Source organism: Streptomyces sp. NPDC046985 (genome assembly GCF_040644415.1).
GTDB lineage: Bacteria > Actinomycetota > Actinomycetes > Streptomycetales > Streptomycetaceae > Streptomyces.
This window is the reverse complement of sequence record NZ_JBEYWK010000016.1, coordinates 43520-61428: the sequence shown is the minus strand read 5'-3', so window position 1 is coordinate 61428 and position 17909 is coordinate 43520. Positions and strand designations below refer to the sequence as shown.

The 17909-nt window shown below is 73.9% G+C and carries 13 protein-coding genes; 8 read left to right on the top strand and 5 right to left on the bottom strand.

The window, feature by feature from the left end; all coding sequences use genetic code 11:
- Positions 1-105: 105 nt before the first annotated feature.
- Complete coding sequence (locus ABZ861_RS21225) at positions 106-1344, bottom strand: GAF domain-containing protein (protein WP_361632302.1); 1239 nt, start codon at positions 1342-1344, stop codon at positions 106-108.
- A gap of 262 nt (positions 1345-1606) precedes the next feature.
- Between ABZ861_RS21225 and ABZ861_RS21220 the strand changes: the two genes are divergently transcribed.
- From ABZ861_RS21220 to ABZ861_RS21210, 3 genes are all read left to right on the top strand, one after another.
- The gene (locus ABZ861_RS21220; protein ID WP_361632504.1) at positions 1607-2371 is read left to right on the top strand and encodes a crotonase/enoyl-CoA hydratase family protein; all 765 of its coding nucleotides are present in this window, start codon (positions 1607-1609) and stop codon (positions 2369-2371) included.
- A 277-nt stretch (positions 2372-2648) separates the two neighbouring features.
- A complete protein-coding gene (locus ABZ861_RS21215; RefSeq protein WP_361632300.1) occupies positions 2649-3746 on the top strand; it encodes a mechanosensitive ion channel family protein in 1098 nt (365 codons plus the stop codon).
- Between the two features lie 259 nt (positions 3747-4005).
- A complete protein-coding gene (locus ABZ861_RS21210) occupies positions 4006-6225 on the top strand; it encodes an NADP-dependent isocitrate dehydrogenase (RefSeq protein ID WP_361632298.1) in 2220 nt (739 codons plus the stop codon).
- 292 nt (positions 6226-6517) lie between these two features.
- Here the strand turns inward: ABZ861_RS21210 and ABZ861_RS21205 are convergent, their stop codons facing one another.
- Genes ABZ861_RS21205 through ABZ861_RS21195 form a run of 3 tightly spaced genes read right to left on the bottom strand, consistent with a single transcriptional unit; the run spans position 6518 to position 9068 of the window.
- Positions 6518-7006: a hypothetical protein gene (locus tag ABZ861_RS21205; protein WP_361632296.1), complete on the bottom strand. Its 489-nt coding sequence runs from the start codon at positions 7004-7006 to the stop codon at positions 6518-6520.
- Entirely contained in the window at positions 7003-7578 is a 576-nt protein-coding gene (locus tag ABZ861_RS21200; protein ID WP_361632294.1) for a sigma-70 family RNA polymerase sigma factor, read from the bottom strand. Before ABZ861_RS21200 ends, ABZ861_RS21205 begins: the two co-directional genes overlap by 4 nt.
- A 59-nt stretch (positions 7579-7637) precedes the next feature.
- A complete protein-coding gene (locus ABZ861_RS21195; RefSeq protein WP_361632292.1) occupies positions 7638-9068 on the bottom strand; it encodes a S8/S53 family peptidase in 1431 nt (476 codons plus the stop codon).
- A gap of 160 nt (positions 9069-9228) precedes the next feature.
- Here ABZ861_RS21195 and ABZ861_RS21190 point away from each other — a divergent pair, with 160 nt between their 5' ends.
- Positions 9229-11793, top strand: a complete 2565-nt coding sequence (locus ABZ861_RS21190; RefSeq protein ID WP_361632502.1) for a CHAT domain-containing protein — start codon at positions 9229-9231, stop codon at positions 11791-11793.
- 110 nt (positions 11794-11903) lie between these two features.
- Here the strand turns inward: ABZ861_RS21190 and ABZ861_RS21185 are convergent, their stop codons facing one another.
- Positions 11904-13070 (bottom strand): hypothetical protein, encoded by a 1167-nt coding sequence (locus ABZ861_RS21185; protein WP_361632290.1) that lies wholly within the window; start codon positions 13068-13070, stop codon positions 11904-11906.
- Positions 13071-13275: 205 nt separating this feature from the next.
- Here ABZ861_RS21185 and ABZ861_RS21180 point away from each other — a divergent pair, with 205 nt between their 5' ends.
- From ABZ861_RS21180 to ABZ861_RS21165, 4 genes are all read left to right on the top strand, one after another.
- A complete protein-coding gene (locus ABZ861_RS21180; RefSeq protein ID WP_361632288.1) occupies positions 13276-13452 on the top strand; it encodes a hypothetical protein in 177 nt (58 codons plus the stop codon).
- Between the two features lie 220 nt (positions 13453-13672).
- Positions 13673-15217: a DUF2079 domain-containing protein gene (locus ABZ861_RS21175; RefSeq protein WP_361632286.1), complete on the top strand. Its 1545-nt coding sequence runs from the start codon at positions 13673-13675 to the stop codon at positions 15215-15217.
- 73 nt (positions 15218-15290) lie between these two features.
- The gene (locus tag ABZ861_RS21170) at positions 15291-16421 is read left to right on the top strand and encodes a glycosyltransferase (RefSeq protein WP_361632284.1); all 1131 of its coding nucleotides are present in this window, start codon (positions 15291-15293) and stop codon (positions 16419-16421) included.
- A 360-nt stretch (positions 16422-16781) separates the two neighbouring features.
- The coding region (locus ABZ861_RS21165) for an SH3 domain-containing protein (protein ID WP_361632282.1) at positions 16782-17909 on the top strand (1128 nt) is incomplete at its 3' end.

The following is a 17909-nucleotide window of genomic DNA, read 5'->3' as shown; positions in this document are numbered from 1 at the left end:
CGGGTTGGCGCGGAGGGGCGCCGCCGTCGCGCGCCGCGCCGCCACCCGTCGCGCAGGACCGCCGTCAGTCCCGCCGGGCAGCCGGCAACTCCCGCCGCGTCGCCGTCAGTCCCGCAGGGCCGCGGTCAGCCGTCCTGCGGCGAGGGCGCGGCGGGCGTCGGCCGGGTCGAGCAGGCGCAGGGCGTGTTCGTGCACCGCCGCGTCGTAGGGAGCCCGGCGGCCGTAGCGCAGGGCGTGTTCGGGGCGGGCGCTCGCCAGGACCGCCTCGCGCACCGCCACTTCGAGCTGGGTGCGCCACTCCGCGATGCCCGGCGCCTCCGACCCGGGCAGCAGCGGGCCGCGGTACAGGCGCAGCGCGCGGTCCACGTCGCCGGCGCCGAGGGCGCGCACTGCCTCCGCGGCGTCGCAGGACACCGGGGCGGTCAGGGCGTAGCGGCGGGTGGTGATGCCGCCCGCGAGGGTCCGGCGCAGGTGGGAGATCTCCGCCTTGAAGGTGGAGGCGGTGACGGCCCGGTCGCCGTACAGGGACGCGCGCAGCCGGTCCGGGGAGAAGCCGTCCGGCTCCAGGGCGAGCAGGGCGAGGATCTCCAGTTGCCGGGGGCGCACGGAGAGGGGGCGGCCGTCGCGTTCGGCCTGCCCGGCCCCCAGGCACCGCACCCGTACCGTGCCGCGCGGGCCCGCGGCGGGAGGGAGGGGTCCGGCGCCGAGGCGGGCCTCGACGGCCGACGCCAGCGACCGCACGGTGGCCATGGCCAGCGGGTGCGAGCGGTCCCAGGTGGTGGACAGGTCCAGTACGCCCAGGACGCGGCCGTCCGGGGCGTGCACGGGGGCGCAGTAGCAGACCCAGCCGTGCAGGGCGGTCACCAGGTGCTCGGCGGAGAAGACGGCGTGCGGCCGGCCGGTGCGCAGCGCGAGGGAGAGCGCGTTGGTGCCCATGGCCTGCTCCTCCCAGCGTCCGCCGGGCGCGAAGTTGACGCGTTCGGCCCGGCGGCGCATGGTCGCGCCGCCCTGGGTCCACAGGATGGTGCCGGACTCGTCGGTGACCGCGATGACGAAGCCGGCGTCGTCGGCGATGCTGTGCAGTTCGTCGGCCAGGTCGTCGACGGGGCCGCGCAGCGGTGAGGCGGCCCAACGGCGGTGCACGGAACCGCCGTCGGCGCCGGGGGCGCTGTCCCGGCCCGGGTCCACGCTGGTCAGCGAGCGCTTCCACGACTGGGCCACCTCGTCCCGCAGCGCCTCAGCCGCCTGCGGCGCGGGCCCCGCGTCCCTCATCCGCGGCACCCAGCGGGACCACGCGTTCTCCAGCGTGGCCCGGCGGCGCGCGAGGTCACTGCGCTGTGACATCTGCCTCCCCTGCCGTCGCGCGGGGCCTCGGGTCGCGCCTGGCTCGGCCCTCGGTCCGACGACAGTGTTATCGGCGAATCCGGCGGCAAAAGCAACCCGGCGGCGCGAGCGGGTTGTTGTGGGACCGCGCGTCGGGCGGGCGCGGCCCCCGCGGCCGCGGACGGACGGGTACCCTGCGGTTCCCGTCGTGCCGCGGGAGCGGTGGGGCGTGGGAGCGGCGGGGGAAGCGATCGAGAAGATCGAGAAGAAGGGGCCCTTCAGCATGCCGGTGCGCGTCGAGCGTCAGGGGTACGTCACCACGGTCGTCCTCTCGCGGCCCGAGGCCCGCAACGCGGTGGACGGCCCGACCGCGGCCGAACTCGCCGCCGCGTTCCGGGACTTCGAGGCGGACCAGCAGGCGAGGGCGGCGGTGCTCTGGGGGGAGGGTGGCACGTTCTGCGCGGGCGCGGACCTGAAGGCGATCGGCGCCCCGCACGGCAACCGGGTCGCGGAGGACGGCGACGGCCCGATGGGGCCGACCCGGATGCGGCTGTCGAAGCCGGTGATCGCGGCGGTCGCCGGACATGCCGTGGCGGGCGGCCTGGAGCTGGCCCTCTGGTGCGACCTGCGGGTGGCGGAGGAGGACGCCGTGTTCGGGGTGTTCTGCCGCCGCTGGGGCGTGCCGCTGATCGACGGAGGCGCCGTGCGGCTCCCCCGGCTGATCGGCGTGGGCCGCGCCCTGGACATGATCCTGACCGGGCGGCCGGTCCCGGCCCGGGAGGCGCTGGAGATGGGACTGGCGAGCAGGGTGGTGGCGCCGGGCCGGGCGCGGGCCGAGGCGGAGGAGCTGGCCGCCGCGATCGCCCGGTTCCCGCAGGGGTGTCTGCGCTCGGACCGGGCGTCGGTGCTGGACCAGGAGGGGCTGACGGAGGAGGACGCCCTGCGCGCTGAACTCCGGCACGGCATGGGGGTGTTGTCCGACAGCCTGGAGGGCGCCGCGCGCTTCGCGGCGGGCGCGGGACGGCACGGCGCGTTCCCGGAGGGGTGAGGAGCCGCCGGGGCGCCGCGACCGGGCGCCGTCACCGCCGGGCGGGACGCGGGCGGGACTGGCCGCGAGACCGTCCGGCGCCTCGGTCCGCCGCGCGAACCGCCCCGCGCCGTAAGGCAGGATGAGCGCTCGCGCCGGATGCGGGTCCTCCCTGGCGAGGGCCGGGCGGACGGGGCGTTCGCACCGTACGGAATCGAGCAGGTGACCACGTGACGCAACTCCCCGTCCGGCCGTCGGCGGCCCCCCGCGCCGCCCTTCGTCTTCCCGGAGGCGACCGGTGACGCACCGCGCCGTGACCCTGGACGATCTCGTGCTCGCCGGCATCGCCGTGGCCGCGGGCCTGGCGGCGGCGTTCCTCTCCCGAGGACTGCTGCGCTGGCTGGCCAAGCACGCCAAGCGGACCCGCTGGAGCGGCGACGACGTCGTCGTGGACGCGCTGCGCACGGTCGTGCCGTGGGCGGCCACAGCGGGCGGCCTGGCGGCGGCGGGAGCCGTGCTGCCGCTGACCCGGACGGTCCAGCACCACCTGGACCAGGTTCTGACGGTGCTGCTGATCTTCGTGATCACCCTGTCGGCGGCCCGGGTGGTCGCCGGTCTGGTGCGCTCGGTGACGCAGTCCCGCTCCGGGGTCGCCGGATCGGCCACGATCTTCGTGAACATCACCCGGATCCTGGTCCTCGCGCTCGGCTTCCTGGTGGTGCTTCAGACGCTGGGCATCTCCATCGCGCCCATGCTCACCGCCCTGGGCGTGGGCGGCCTGGCGGTCGCCCTGGCGCTCCAGGACACCCTGGCCAACCTGTTCGCCGGGGTGCACATCCTCGCCTCCCGCACCGTCCAGCCCGGCGACTACATCCGGCTGAGCACCGGCGAGGAGGGCTACGTCGAGGACATCAACTGGCGGCAGACGACCGTCCGCCAGCTCTCCAACAACCTGGTCGTGATCCCCAACGGGCAGCTCGCCAAGACGAACATGACCAACTTCTCGCGGCCCGAGCAGGAGCTGACGGTACTGGTGCAGGCCGGGGTGGGCTACGACAGCGACCTGGAGCACGTGGAGCGGGTGACGCTGGAGGTCGTCGGCGAGGTGATGACCCAGATCACCGGCGCCCTCCCGGAGCACGAGCCCGCGGTCCGCTTCCACACCTTCGGCGACTCCCGGATCGGGTTCACCGTCATCCTGGGCGTGGGCGAGTTCAGCGACCAGTACCGGATCAAGCACGAGTTCGTCAAAAGGCTGCACCGGCGCTACCGCGCGGAGGGGATCAGCGTCCCGGCGCCGATCCGGAACGTCTCGCTCCAGCAGGGGCAGATCGTCATCCCGCAGCAGCGCGGCGGCGACGACGTCCAAGCCGCCGACCGGGCAGCGGCGGGCTGATCCGGGAGGAGGCGGGCGGCGAGGCCCGAGGCGTCCGGCGGCTGACCCCCGCGCGCTCCCCGCGCCCCCCGCGCCCCGCGCGGCCGCTCGCGCCCTCGCCCGAGCGGGCGCGGCCCGTGCGCGATCCTCGCGATCCGGGCGCCCCGGCGCGGGCCCGCGCGCGGCCCGCCGCGATCCGGTGCGGACCCCTGTCGAGCCCGGCCCGCTCACGAGATATCTTGATGTCGAGCAATGTTGCAGACGTGGAGCGGAGCACCCGGTGACTGACTCGACCATCATCTACACACACACTGACGAGGCCCCGGCCCTGGCGACGTATTCCTTCCTGCCGGTGGTCCAGGCGTACGCCTCGCAGGCGGGCGTCGCCGTGGAGACCCGCGACATCTCGCTGGCCGGGCGCATCATCGCCGTCTTCCCGGAGTACCTGAGCGAGGACCAGCGGATCCCCGACGCGCTGTCGGAGCTGGGCGAGCTGGCCAAGACGCCCGAGGCCAACATCATCAAGCTGCCGAACATCTCGGCGTCCATCCCGCAGCTCAAGGCCGCCGTCGCCGAGCTTCAGGGGCAGGGCTACGCGCTGCCGGACTACCCGGACGACCCGAAGACCGACGAGGAGCGCGAGATCCGCGCCCGCTACGACAAGGTCAAGGGCTCCGCGGTGAACCCGGTGCTGCGCGAGGGCAACTCCGACCGCCGCGCCCCCGCCTCGGTGAAGAACTACGCCAAGACCCACCCGCACCGCATGGGCGCCTGGAGCCCCGAGTCGCGGACCGTCGTGGCGACGATGAGCGCCGACGACTTCCGCTCCACCGAGAAGTCCACGGTGATCGCCGAGGACGGTGCGCTGCGCATCGAGCTGAAGGGCGACGACGGCTCCACCACGGTGCTGCGCGAGTCGGTTCCGGTGCTGGCCGGCGAGGTCGTCGACGCCTCGGTGATGCGCGTCGCCGCGCTGCGCGAGTTCCTCACCGCGCAGGTCGCCCGCGCCAAGGCCGACGGCGTGCTGTTCTCCGTGCACCTGAAGGCCACGATGATGAAGGTCTCCGACCCGATCGTCTTCGGTCACGTGGTGCGCGCCTTCTTCCCGAAGACGTTCGCGCGGTACGGCGAGACCTTCGCCGCGGCCGGTCTCACCCCGAACGACGGCCTGGGCGGCCTCTACAAGGGCCTGGAGGGCCTGCCGGAGGGCGCCGAGATCAAGGCGTCCTTCGACGCCGAGCTGGCCGAGGGCCCGGAGCTGGCGATGGTCGACTCCGACAAGGGCATCACCAACCTGCACGTCCCCTCGGACGTCATCGTCGACGCCTCCATGCCCGCCATGATCCGCACCTCCGGCCACATGTGGGGCCCGGACGGCCAGGAGCACGACACCCTCGCCGTCCTGCCGGACTCCAGCTACGCGGGCGTCTACCAGGCCGTCATCGAGGACTGCCGGGCGAACGGCGCCTACGACCCGTCGACCATGGGCTCGGTGCCCAACGTCGGCCTGATGGCGCAGAAGGCCGAGGAGTACGGCAGCCACGACAAGACCTTCGAGATCCCGGTCACCGGCACGGTCCGCCTCGTCGACCAGGCCGGCGACGTGGTGATCGAGCAGGCCGTGTCCGCGGGCGACGTCTTCCGCGCCTGCCAGACCAAGGACGACCCGATCAGGGACTGGGTGAAGCTGGCCGTCACCCGTGCCCGCGCCACCGGCGACCCGGCCGTGTTCTGGCTGGACGAGACCCGCGCGCACGACGCCCACCTGATCGCCAAGGTCGAGCGGTACCTGGCGGAGCACGACACCGAGGGCCTGGACATCCGCGTCCTGTCCCCGGTGGAGGCCACCAAGCTGTCGGTGGAGCGCATCCGCCGCGGCGAGAACACCGTCTCCGTCACCGGCAACGTGCTGCGCGACTACCTGACCGACCTGTTCCCGATCCTGGAGCTGGGCACCAGCGCCAAGATGCTGTCGGTGGTCCCGCTGATGGCGGGCGGCGGCCTGTTCGAGACGGGCGCGGGCGGCTCCGCGCCCAAGCACGTGCAGCAGCTCGTCAAGGAGGACTACCTGCGCTGGGACTCCCTCGGCGAGTTCTTCGCCCTGGTCCCGTCCCTGGAGCAGTACGCCCAGACCACCGGCAACGGCCGCGCCAAGGTGCTCGCCGACGCCCTCGACCGGGCCACGGCGACCTTCCTCGACGAGGACAAGTCCCCCACCCGTCGCGTCGGCGGCATCGACAACCGCGGCAGCCACTTCTACCTGTCCCTGTACTGGGCGCAGGAGCTGGCCCGCCAGAGCGAGGACGCCGACCTGGCCAAGGCGTTCACGCCGCTCGCCGAGAGGCTCGCCGCCGACGAGCAGCGCATCGTCGACGAGCTGAACGCCGTCCAGGGCAAGCCGGCCGACATCGGCGGCTACTACCAGCCCGACCCGGCCAAGGCCGCCCAGGCCATGCGCCCGTCGGCCACCTGGAACCAGGCGCTGGCCGACCTGAGCTGACCCCGGTCGCTCCCCGGGCCTGACGGCCCGCTCCCGCTGCGCCCCGGCCGGCCTCCCGCCGACCGGGGCGCGGCCGTCCCGGCCGCACAGGCCGCACGGAGCGCCCGGCGGGGCGGAACGCCGCTCCGCGGCCCGCGGAGCGCATGCGTCACCTGACACGACGCGGTCGGCCGCAGTCAGGCCCAGACGACGAGATCGGCCACGGTCAGGCCCAGACGGCAGGATCGGCCACGGTCAGGCCCGGACGGCGGGATCGGCCACGGTCAGGCCCGGACGACGAGATCGGCCGCCGTCAGGCCCGCAGCCACTCGGTGACCACCACGGCGCCGTCGGTGCGCAGGCGCAGCGCGAACGGCCCGGCGGGCGGCGCCGGGGCGGTGAAGCGGCCCAGGTCGTCGGCGGTGAGGCAGGAGTCCGGCCGCGGACCGCGGAGCACTTCGACGCGGGCCGGTCGCGGCGGCATGAGCTGGCCCAGCAGCCCGTCCTCGCCCAGCTCCACGTCGACGGTCAGGTCACCGGCCTGGAAGGTCAGCATCCTGGGGACGTCCGCGGCGCCCCGGACCGGGAGCGCGTCGAGCAGCGAGTCGAAGGTCAGCTCGGCGATCTCGGCGTCGAGGTCGTGCAACGCGTAGGCGTCGAGGGCCAGTCGGCGCAGGGCGGCGGGGACCGGGTCCAGGACGGCGGCGGCCTGCCGCAGCTCCTCCTCCAGCGCCGCGTCGTCGAACCCGTCGCCGCCCGGGGCGCGGTCGCCGTCGTGGTGCGCGCGGTCGTGGCCGGTCATGACATCCCCTGTGCGTCGAGTCGTGCGCGCAGCCGCCGCAGGCAGCGCTGGCGCAGAGGTCCGATACTGCCCACGGCGACGCCCAGCGCGGCGGACGCCTCCTGGTAGCTGGGCGGCGGAGAGGCCATCAGCACCCGCAGCAACTGGCGGCAGCGGTCGCCGAGCCGGTCGAACTCCTGCCACAGCCGCCGGGTCCGCTCGCTCTGCTCGGCCGCCTCCTCGGAGTCGAGCAGCGACTGCTCCGGGGAGCCTTCCTCGCTGACCCGGTCCAGGAGCCGCGGGTCGTCGGTCACGGTCAGCCGGCTCAGGCCGCGCAGCGTCCGCAGGCACTCGTGGCGCGCGGTGCTGGCCAGCCACGAGGCCGCCTTCTCGGGTTCCCTGATCCGGCCCAGGTGCTGGGCGAAGCGGTACCAGACCGTCTGACACACCTCGTGCCCGTCGGCGTCGGAGAGCCGGTGCGCGCGCACCACCGACCACACCAGCGGACTCAGCCCCTCGACTAGCGCCTTCCAGGCCGCGGCGTCGCCGTCGACGGCGGACCGGACGAGGGCGCCGACATCTGCACGTTCCACGAACTCACCCCTCGCGTACGGCAGGTCATCGTACGCCGTGCGGGGGAGGGCGCCGGTCCTCATGCGGGCGACTCCGGCAGGACGACGGGAACCGGCCGCCAGGTCGGCGGCCGCAGCGCCGTGACATGCGCCCCGCGCACCTCCGCGTAGGCGGCGGTGTCGAGGAGCCGGCGTCCGGCGGCGCGCGGGTCGCGCTCCCGGTGCGCCGTCATGCGGGCGGCGACCATCCCGGCGGCCACGGGGGTGGCGAAGGAGGTGCCGCTCCAGTGCGCGTACCCGTCGAACATCACCTGGTCCGCCTTGCCGTCGCCGTCGCGTCCCTCGCTCAGGGCGCCGGTGTGCCGGGGCGACTGGCAGGTGCAGGCGTAGCGGAAGCCGTACCGGCAGGCGTCGTAGGTGGAGTGCTGGTAGACGTAGGGCATCGGGGCGCCGAAGCCGGTGAGGACGCTGACGAGCCGCTCGCCGGGGGCGTAGGCGCGCACCCAGGGGCCGTGGTTGGTGAAGCAGGCGCCGAACTCGCCGTCGCCGCGCAGCGCTCCGACGGACAGCACGCAGTCGGCGTACTCGGACAGCCCGGCGTAGGCGGCGGGCCAGAACGGGGCGGCGCTGGCGTTGTTGCCCGCGGCGGCCACCAACAGCGTTCTCTGGGAACGGAGTTCGCGCATGAAGGCGTCGAGGCCGAGGAGGCCGTCGGCGCGGCCGTTGGAGGTGCCGGCGGAGAGGCTGATGACGTCCGGCCAGCCGTCCCGCTCGACGGCTTCGCTCAGCAGGCGCCCGAAGTCCGACTCCAGGACGGCGCCGGCGTCGTCGAGGGCGCCCCGCACGGTGACGTCGGTGTTCGGGGCGACGGCGGCGACGAGCGCGGCGATGAACGTGCCGTGTCCGACGTACTGCTGGAGCACGCCGTGCTCGTCCCTCTCGCGGACCTGGCCGTCGCCCGCGGTGTGGGCGAGCAGCGGCGCCGCCCGGTAGTCGTGCGTCAGACCGGTGTCGATGACGAGGACGCCGACGGCGGTGGCCGCGTCGTACGCGGCGCCGTCGGGCGCGGGGTTGGCGCCCTGGCTGAGCGGGACGGGCGCCGGCTCGTCGCCGGGGCAGGCGTTGACCGCGAGGGACACCACGTGGTTGCGGCTGACCAGCCGCCGTCCGGCGCGCTGCTCGTGCGGGCGCAGCGCGCGCAGGGCGTGCGCCACCGACAGGTCGCCGCGGTGGTCGCCGTGGCCGGGGTCGCCGACCTGGATCCGGGTGGCGCCGCCCCGGTTGGTCTCCGGGCCCGCACGGCGGACGTGGTCGGGGGTCAGGTCGTCGGCCTCGGTGAAGTGGGCGCGCACGGCGTCCTCCACCAGCCGGGCCTCCTCGCCGTCGCGGGCGAGGACGACCCCCTTCTCGTAGAAGAACTCGGCCGAGTCGTCCGGGCCCATCGCCAGCGGGACGTCGGGCATCGAGCGCTGGGTCTGGCCGAACTGCTCGTGGAATCGCTGCGGCGCCATGGCGTGCGTCCTCCCCTGGGACGGGTGGTCGTACAGTCAGAGCCCCCGCGCCCCCGGTTGATACAGCACCGGACATGTGACGCTGTTCCGGGGGCACTTCGGCGCCACTACCATCCAGCAGGTGACGTCGGGAAGCGAGTCGGTGCTCGAACTGCTGCCGATGGTGTTCGCCGATCCGGGCGGCGCGCTGGCGCGGGCCCGCGCACTGCTGGACTCCGGTCCGCCGCCGTCGCACGCCTGCGTGGCGCACCAGGTGATCGGCATCTGGCAGCGGGACTTCGGCGATCTGCGGCTGGCCCTGCGGCATCTGCGGCGGGCGCGCGACCTGGCGGCGCGGGCCGATTCCGCCGAGCGGGAGGCGGACGTGCTGGCCACGCTCGGGGTGGCGCTGGTGCACGCGGGCCGCACCCCGCAGGGGCTCGCGGCCTTCGAGCGGGGTGTGGCGCGCGGCAGCGGGCACACCAGGGCCCGGGTGCTGTACCGGAGGGCGTACGTGTGGTGGGTGCTGGGCAGGCACCACGAGGCGCTGACGGACGTGCGGCGGGCGGTGCCGGTGCTGCGGCGGGCCGGCGACGTGATCTGGACGGCGCGGGCGCTGACCCTGCGGGCCACCGTGCACCTGGCGCTGGGCGCGGTGGAGCGGGCGGACGCGGACTTCGCGGCCGCCGAGGAGCTGTGGGACACCACGGGCCAGGAGCACGACAAGGCCGACGCGGTGGAGAGCCGGGGCCTGGCGGCGTACCGGCGCGGCGACATCCCGGCGGCGCTGCGCCTCCTGGGCGAGGCCGAGGAGCGGTACGCCGAGCTGGGCACGCCGACGTTCATGCTGAGCGTGCGCCGCTGCGAGGTGCTGATGGCGGCCGGGCTCGCTCCGGAGGCGCTGGCGGAGGCGGACGGCGCCATCGCCGCACTCGACCGCCTCGGCGGTCAGCCGACGCGCAAGGCGGAGCTGCTGCTGGCCGCCGCCCGCGCGGCGCGGCCGGCCGGGGACGCGCCGACGGCGGCGGCGCGCGCGGCCGCCGCCGTGAAGCTGTTCGCGGGGCAGCGGCGGCCCTGGGGAGAGGCGCACGCCCGGCTGGTGCTGATCGAGGCACGGGCCGCCGCCGGCGCCCGGTCCGGGCGGCTGGTGGCGGACGCCGCCGACGTGGCCGGGCGGCTGGCCGCCTTCGGCGCCCCCGCGGCGCCGGAGGCGTCGCTGCTCGCGGGCCGGATCGCGCTGGCCCTGGGGCGGACGGCGGAGGCGGAGAGGCAGTTGGCGGTCGCCGCGCGCAGCCGGAGCGCGGGGCCGCCGCTGGCGCGGATCACCGGGTGGGCCGCGCAGGCGCTGCGGGCACGGGCGGCCGGGTCGGGGCGCGGGGTGCTGGAGGCGTGCCGGCGCGGCCTCGACCTGCTGGACGACCACCGGATGACGCTGGGCGCCTCGGAGCTGCGCGCGCGGGCCACCGCGCAGGGCGCCGAGCTGGCCGCGCTGGCGCAGGAGGCGGCTCTCGCGTCCGGGCGGCCGCGGCGGCTGCTGGTGTGGAGCGAGCGGTGGCGGGCGACGGTGCTGTCCGCGCCGCCTGCCCGGCCGCCCGCCGATCCGGCGCTGGTCAGCGCGCTGACCGCGTTCCGGGAGATCGCGGCCCGCGCGCAGGAGGCCCGCCGGGACGGGCGCCCGGTGCCGGCGCTGGAGCGGGAGCAGCGGCGGCTGGAGCGGGAGATCCGCTCCCGCACGCTGCGCCTGCGCGGTACGGCCCCCGGCGGCGGCGACCGGTTCGAGCCGGGCCGCCTGCTGGAACGGCTCGCCGACGGGTGGCTGGTGGAGCTGGCCGTGCTGGACGGGCGGGTGCACGTGCTGCTGTGCGGCGAGGGCCGGGTGCGGCGCTTCGAGGCCGGGCGGCTGGCGGACGCGGTGGCCGAGGCCGAGTACGTGCAGGCGGGGCTGCGCCGGCTGGCGCATCCGGGCGCGGCGGCCCGGCTGCCGCTGGTGGAGGCGGCCGGGCGCCGTCTGGAAGAGCTGCTGCTCGGTCCGGCAGCCCGGCGCCTGGGCGCGGGGCCCGTCGTGGTGGTGCCGCCGGGCTCGCTGCACCGGGTGCCGTGGGCGCTGCTGCCGTCGCTGCGCGACCGGGTGCTGAGCGTGTCGCCGTCGGCGGGCAGTTGGCTGCGGGCCCGGGAGACGGCGCCGCCGCCGGACAGCCGCCAGGTGCTCGTACGGGGTCCGGGGCTGGCCACCGGCGGCGCGGAGGTGCCGCGGCTGGCCGACCGGTACGCCGCGCCGACCGTGCTGGAGGGCGGGGACGCCCATGTGGCGCGGGTGCTGCGGGAGTTGGACGGGGCGGCGCTCGCGCATCTCGCGGCGCACGGCACGTTCCGCGCGGACAGCCCGCTGTTCTCGTCGCTGGCGATGGCGGACGGTCCGCTGATCGTGCACGACTTCGAGCGGCTGGACCGCAGCCCGTACCGGATCGTCCTCTCCTGCTGCGACACCGCCCGGTTCGCCTCCGTCGGCGCCGACGAGCTCCTCGGTCTGGTCACGGCGCTGCTTCCGCTGGGCACGGCGGGCGTGGTGGCGTGCAGCGCGCCGGTCAACGACGAGGCGGTGGTGCCGCTGATGCTGGCGCTGCACAAGGGACTCGGCGCCGGTCTGTCCCTGGCCGAGGCGCTGCGCGACGCCCGGTCCGCACTGCCGGGGGACGCGGCGCACCGGGCGACGGGCTGGGCGTTCTCGGCGTTCGGGGCGGCTTGAGGGGACGAACGGGACGGTCGGGGCGGGCGCCGGTGCTCCCCGGGGACAGGACGGACGTCCCGGCGGAGGCGCCCGCGGATCGCAGGACCGTGGGATCGCTGGACGGCGGCTCAGTAGCGCAGCACGGCGGCCACGCCGCCGGCCTCCTCCAGCGTCCCCTCGGGCACGAACAGCACGTCGGAGTCCGCGTCGATCGCCCGGTCGACGAGCTGCTCGACGATGTCGGTGGCCACGCCGTACGTGTCGGCGGTCGGCGCCATGTCCTTCCTGGGGTCGGGCAGGGTGACCGGCTGCGGCGCCTCGGCGATCTCCAGCTCCCGCCCCTCGCCGGTGATCCGGCCGCCCAGCACCAGGCCCTCTTCGACCAGCAGTCGCCGCACCCGTTTGTCGGTGACGGCGGTCCACACGTCGACCGGGCCTCCGGCGTACTTGCCCTGCCCCTTCGCCGCGTTCAGCTCGGACACGGCGTCGGCGTCCTGCCGGGCGTGGAACTCGGCCACGACGGGCTGGAGCCGCTTCATGAGGTCGCGCGGCGCGTCCTTGTCCATGCCGGTCAGCGGCAGGGTGCCCGCGATCGTGTTCCCGTGCGCGGTGATCGTCTTGAAGGTCGAGAAGATCTTGTCGCCGCCGATGACGAACAGCGGCAGCCCGGAGTGCTCGGGAAGCGCCTCGCCGAGCCGCCTGTCGACTGTGCGGAGGTACTGCTCGACCCGCTCCTTGTGGCCTTCGTAGGGCGCCGAACGAGGGATCGCACCGGGAATCGCGTCCTCCGGCGAGGGGATCTGCGGGGCGCACGGAAAGCCGTGCTCCTCCACCTGCGTCAGCCGCCGCGCGGAACCCCGGTACAAGCGGCACATCTCCTGGTCGAGGACCAGGACCAGGAACGGCCGGGACCGCTGCTCGGCGGCCACCAGGTACCGCGTCAGGAACGACGCGGCGAACTCCACGCGCGGCTTCACCGGGGCGAGCGAGGTCATCTGCCACACCTGGACCGGCTCGTTCACCGCCAGGTAGACGACCATGGCGTCGTCGGGCGGGAGGGAGTCCATCGACCGCTCGATCACCGCGGGGTCCAGCAGCCGGTCCCGCAACTCCAGCTTCGTCTCCCGCGCCACGTCCGGGTCCTCCGCGAGCCGCCGCTTGGCCTCCGTGACGAGGTCGCGCAGCAGGATGCGGTCCTTCTCGCCGTGGGGGAAGTCCGGATCGGTGGGCATGACCAGCGTGACGGCGGGGTAGGGCCGCGGCTCGCTCAGGTCAGCGCGGATTTCGGGAGACATGTCGGAGGTATGCACCAAGTCAGCGTCGCATCGCGCCCAGGCGCACGCACCTCGGAGAAGCGGTGCGTCAAGGCCCGGTCGCGGCCGCCGCAGGCCGGTCGCCGCCCAGGTCCGCCCGGCGTACGGTGGACGGACAGCCACGGACGGCCTGGCGGGCCGACGCGCGGCCGGCCGACGGCGCAGACCTGAGGCAAGGAGACGTGCCATGCGGAAGAACTCGCCCGTGAAGGGGCATCACGGTCTGGGCGCCCGCGGACAGGGCAAGCTGCTCTACTACCACACGCAGATCCCCCAGGCGGCCGCCCGGCAGGCGAAGAGCCAGCTCCCGAACCGCCGTCAGCAGCACGACCACCGCCAGACCGACGGCCGCTGGGCGCCCTGACTCCCCTCCTCGGGAGCGTCGCGGCCACGATTTGGACGCTGATCCGAATACTCCGTTCTCGCGAGTCCGTTCTAGGCTCGAACGGGTCTGATCCGGCACGCCGGTCCCTGCGCTCGGCCATTCGGTGGATTGTCGGTGCTTCGGAGTTTCGGCATGCGCGCGCGACGGACGCTGCTGCCATCTTGAGGGCGACCGTGTACCGCCATGCCGGAAGGCGCCCATGCCCCTCACCTCCGCCAGCCAAGACGTGACCATTTCATCGCAGCGGCGGCCTGCCGACGCTCACTCCGCTGACGACCACCGCACCAAGAGACCCTTTCACGACGCCTGGTGGATCTGGGCGATGTCCGGCGCCTTCTTCTGCGTCTACGCGACCCTGTCCCTGCGGATCCATCACCGCTTGCTCTCCAACAGCTACGACCTCGGAATCTTCGATCAGGTCGTACGCTCCTACGCGGACGGACACCTGCCCGTCTCCGAGCTGAAAGGACCGGGCTTCCCCGTTCTCGGGGACCACTTCTCCCCGGTCCTGGCGCTGATCGCGCCCTTTTACCTGATCTGGCGATCGGCTGGGACGCTGCTCGTGGTGCAAGCCGCGCTGATCGCCTCCAGCGTGATCCCGGTGGCACTCTGGGCGCGGCGGTCGCTGGGCTCCAGGGCAGCCGCGGTGATCGGCGTCTGCTACGGCCTGTCCTGGGGCATCGCGAGCGCTGTCGGCTTCGACTTCCACGAAGTCGCGTTCGCCGTGCCGCTGCTCGCCTTCTCGCTCTCGTCCCTCGGACAGGACCGGCTGACCGCCGCGGCGGTCTGGGCGTATCCGCTGCTCCTGGTGAAGGAAGACCTCGGGCTCACGGTCCTGGTGATCGGCCTGCTCATCGCCTGGCGCGGGGCCCGCACGCTGGGGCTCGTGACCGCCGCGGTCGGCCTGACGGGCGCCCTGCTGGCGCTGCTGGTGATCCTGCCGGCCTTCAGTCCGAGCGGATCGTTCGCCTACTGGTCCTTCCTCGGGGGGTCCACCGGCGCTGTCGGCGCGCACGGCGGCGGAGTGCTGGACGTGCTGTACCAGGGGACGGTCGGCCTCCTCTCCCCGCAGGCCAAGATGCAGACGCTCGTCTGCGTCCTGGCGCCGTCGCTGTTCCTCGCCCTTCGGTCTCCGCTGCTGCTGACCGCGCTGCCGACTCTCGTGTGGCGGTTCCTCTCCAACGACTACGTGCACTGGGGGACCGGCTACCACTACTCCCTGGTGCTGATGCCGATGGTCTTCTGCGCCTTCATCGACGCTCTGGTCCGGCGGGGGACGGCGCCGCGCAGCGTCCGCCGGTATCTGGCCGGGGCAGCGGCGGTCACCCTGCTGACGCTGCCGAACTTCCCCTTCTGGCAGCTCGTCTCCCCGGCCGCCTGGCGGACCGATCCACGCGTCGCCGTGGCCCACAGCGTCATGCGGACCATCCCCGACGGGGCCACCGTCCAGGCCTCCACGTACCTGGTCCCCCAGCTCACCGACCGCACCAGTGTGAGCCTGTTCGGCTTCCCGGCGAGCCGCCCCAGTCCGCAGTGGATCATGGTGGACACCTGGGTGCCGGAGCGCCTGCGCTGGCCGTTGAGCTACGAGGCCGAGCGCGACGCCCTCGCATTGGCCCATCGCCAGGGATACGACACCGCGGCCGAGCGCAGCGGCTTCGTCCTCCTCCATCTGACGCACGGCTCCGGCGCCGGCTTCACCGGCCTCGGCGGCTACCACAGCTCCGTCGGGCACGAACGGTGACGAGCGCCGAGGCCGCCCCGCGGGCGCGAGCAGCCGCTTCACACCGGAGAGAAAAGCGAAAGGCGGCACCCTCATGAAGCAGTCGATCTGCCTCTGCATGATCGTCAAGAACGAGGCAGACGTAATCGAGCGATGCCTCGCGTCCGTGCGCGATCTGGTGGACACCTGGGTCATCACGGACACCGGCTCGACCGACGGAACCCAGGACGCGATCCGCCGGGCGCTCGACGGAATCCCCGGGGAACTCGACGAGCAGTCCTGGGTGAACTTCGGGCACAACCGCACGCTGAACATCCAGAAGGCACGCGGGCGGGCCGACTACCTCCTGCTCCTCGACGCCGACCACGTCCTCAGACGCGCCGGCGCGCTTCCGCGACTCACCGCGGACTCGTACATGCTCCGGCACGCCCTCTCCACCGAGTACCGGATCAAGCGGCTGGTCCGAGGCGACCTGCCGTGGCGGTACGAGGGCGTCACCCACGAATACCTCACCGCCGACCGGGACGACACGCAGGAGAACTTCGACGCCCTGGTCATCGAGGACCACGCCGACGGAGGCTCACGCCACGACAAGTTCGAGCGGGACGCCCGCCTGCTGCGCGCCGAGAGGAAACGCGATCCCGCCAACGCGCGCACCGTCTTCTACCTGGCCCAGACCATGCGCGACATGGGCGACAGCAAGGAGGCCGTCAAGCTGTACGAACAGCGTGCCGCCATGGGCGGCTGGCAGGAGGAGGTCTACGTCTCCCTGCTGCAAGCCGGAGTCCTGCGCGCCGACACCGGTGACTGGCCGAACGGAATGGACACGCTGACCCGGGCCTGGGAGTGCCGCCCCCGGCGGCTGGAAGCCTGCTACGAGCTGGTGTCGCGACTGCGCACCATGGGCCGCTATCACGCGGCGCACGCGCTCGTGTCCACCGTGCTGAACGCCGAGCAGCCCGATGACATCTTGTTCACGCAGCCCTGGGTGTACCGATGGGGACTGCTGGCGGAATTCTCCATCACGGCTTACTGGGTGGGCGATTACCGGGCCTCGCTCGACGCCTGCGACCGCCTGCTGGCCCTGCCTGACCTGCCCGCCGCCTATCGCAGCCAGACGGTGGCCAACCGGGAGTTCGCCGTCCGCGGACTCGCCGACGCCTCGCTCAGCGACGTGCCGGCCACCTTCCGGCTCACGCGGCAGACGCGCATGCAGCCCTGCTGACGCGGGAGGGACCGACGGCGGCGGGCCGACCAGGTGCTGGTCGGCCCGCCGCCGTTCTTTGTGCGAGCACTTTCAACTCCTGAAAGTACGCGTTGTGTTGACGGAAAAGCGGTCGTCCTGGCTCATCGGGCCGCGCATCCGTCAAGCCGCCGACCGAGCGGATGGTCAGACTATTCTTAGACTCTTTGGTTGACTTAAAAAAACTCCGTGAAAACCCGGTCGTGTTGCGGGGCATGTCGTTGGCACATGCGGTGTCATTGCTCCGACGTCATTCCTCGCAGTTCCCTTGAGAAAGGCACGGTGGGTTTAGTGCGTGGGGCTGTTAAAACCAGCGGGATCTCTTCGCTGGTCCTCGGAGCCGTGAGTCTCGGCCTTACCTGGGGGCTGTGCGCCCCCGCTTCTGCGCAGGCGCAGTCCGTCGCCGGCATCGCGCAGACCAGGGCCGCCGCTTCCCGGGCTGCTCAGATCGCTCCCGAAGTGGAGGTGAAAAAGGCGCGAGCGGCGGTAACGGGCACGGTCACGGCCCGCATCGGCGTCAACGTCCGCGAGTACCCGTCGACCAACTCGGCGATCGTGGGCTCGTACCCGTACCACGCTCAAGTCAGCATCGAGTGCTGGGACGTGGGCACGCCAGTGAACGGAGAGACCGTCTGGTACCGACTGTCGAACCACTCCGGGTGGGTGTCCTCCTACTACGTCGCCGCAAGGGGGGTTCCCTACTGCGGAGGGGGCTCCGGCACGCCGGGTCCCACCGGCCCGGCAGGCTCGACGGGTGCGACCGGCCCCCAGGGGATGAACGGTCAGAACGGCGCGACCGGCGCCATGGGCACCAACGGCGCGACCGGCGCCACGGGTGCTAACGGCGCGACTGGCGCCACCGGCGCCCAGGGCGTGCCCGGTGTCAACGGCACCAACGGCACCAACGGCGCCACGGGCGCTACGGGTGCCACCGGCGCCCAGGGCGTGCCTGGCATCAACGGCGCGACCGGCGCCACCGGCGCTCAGGGTGTACCCGGCGTCAACGGCGCGACCGGTGCCACCGGCGCTCAGGGCGTGCCCGGCGTCAACGGCACCAACGGTGCCACGGGCGCCACCGGTGCCCAGGGCCTGCCCGGCGTCAACGGCACCAACGGCGCCACGGGCGCCACGGGTGCCACCGGGGCCACGGGTGCGACTGGTGCCACTGGTTTGACTGGCGCCCAGGGCGTGCCCGGCGTCAACGGCGCCACGGGTGCCACCGGTGCCGACGGCGCCACGGGTGCCACCGGTGCGACCGGCACCACCGGCGCCCAGGGCGTGCCCGGCATCAACGGTGCCACCGGCGCGACTGGCGCGACCGGCACCACCGGCGCCCAGGGCGTGCCTGGCATCAACGGCGCGACCGGTGCCACTGGCGCGACCGGCACCACCGGCGCCCAGGGCGTGCCTGGCATCAACGGCGCGACCGGTGCCACTGGCGCGACCGGCACCACCGGCGCCCAGGGCGTG

Excerpts from the sequence above, each read along its gene's own strand:
- ABZ861_RS21195 (WP_361632292.1), bottom strand. The coding sequence starts at position 9,068 with ATGGCGCCGCAGCGATTCCACGAGCAGTTCGGCCAGACCCAGCGCTCG.
- ABZ861_RS21180 (WP_361632288.1), top strand. The coding sequence starts at position 13,276 with ATGCGGAAGAACTCGCCCGTGAAGGGGCATCACGGTCTGGGCGCCCGC.
- ABZ861_RS21170 (WP_361632284.1), top strand. The coding sequence starts at position 15,291 with ATGAAGCAGTCGATCTGCCTCTGCATGATCGTCAAGAACGAGGCAGAC.
- ABZ861_RS21185 (WP_361632290.1), bottom strand. The coding sequence starts at position 13,070 with ATGTCTCCCGAAATCCGCGCTGACCTGAGCGAGCCGCGGCCCTACCCC.
- ABZ861_RS21205 (WP_361632296.1), bottom strand. The coding sequence starts at position 7,006 with ATGACCGGCCACGACCGCGCGCACCACGACGGCGACCGCGCCCCGGGC.
- ABZ861_RS21175 (WP_361632286.1), top strand. The coding sequence starts at position 13,673 with ATGCCCCTCACCTCCGCCAGCCAAGACGTGACCATTTCATCGCAGCGG.
- ABZ861_RS21190 (WP_361632502.1), top strand. The coding sequence starts at position 9,229 with ATGGTGTTCGCCGATCCGGGCGGCGCGCTGGCGCGGGCCCGCGCACTG.
- ABZ861_RS21220 (WP_361632504.1), top strand. The coding sequence starts at position 1,607 with ATGCCGGTGCGCGTCGAGCGTCAGGGGTACGTCACCACGGTCGTCCTC.
- ABZ861_RS21225 (WP_361632302.1), bottom strand. The coding sequence starts at position 1,344 with ATGTCACAGCGCAGTGACCTCGCGCGCCGCCGGGCCACGCTGGAGAAC.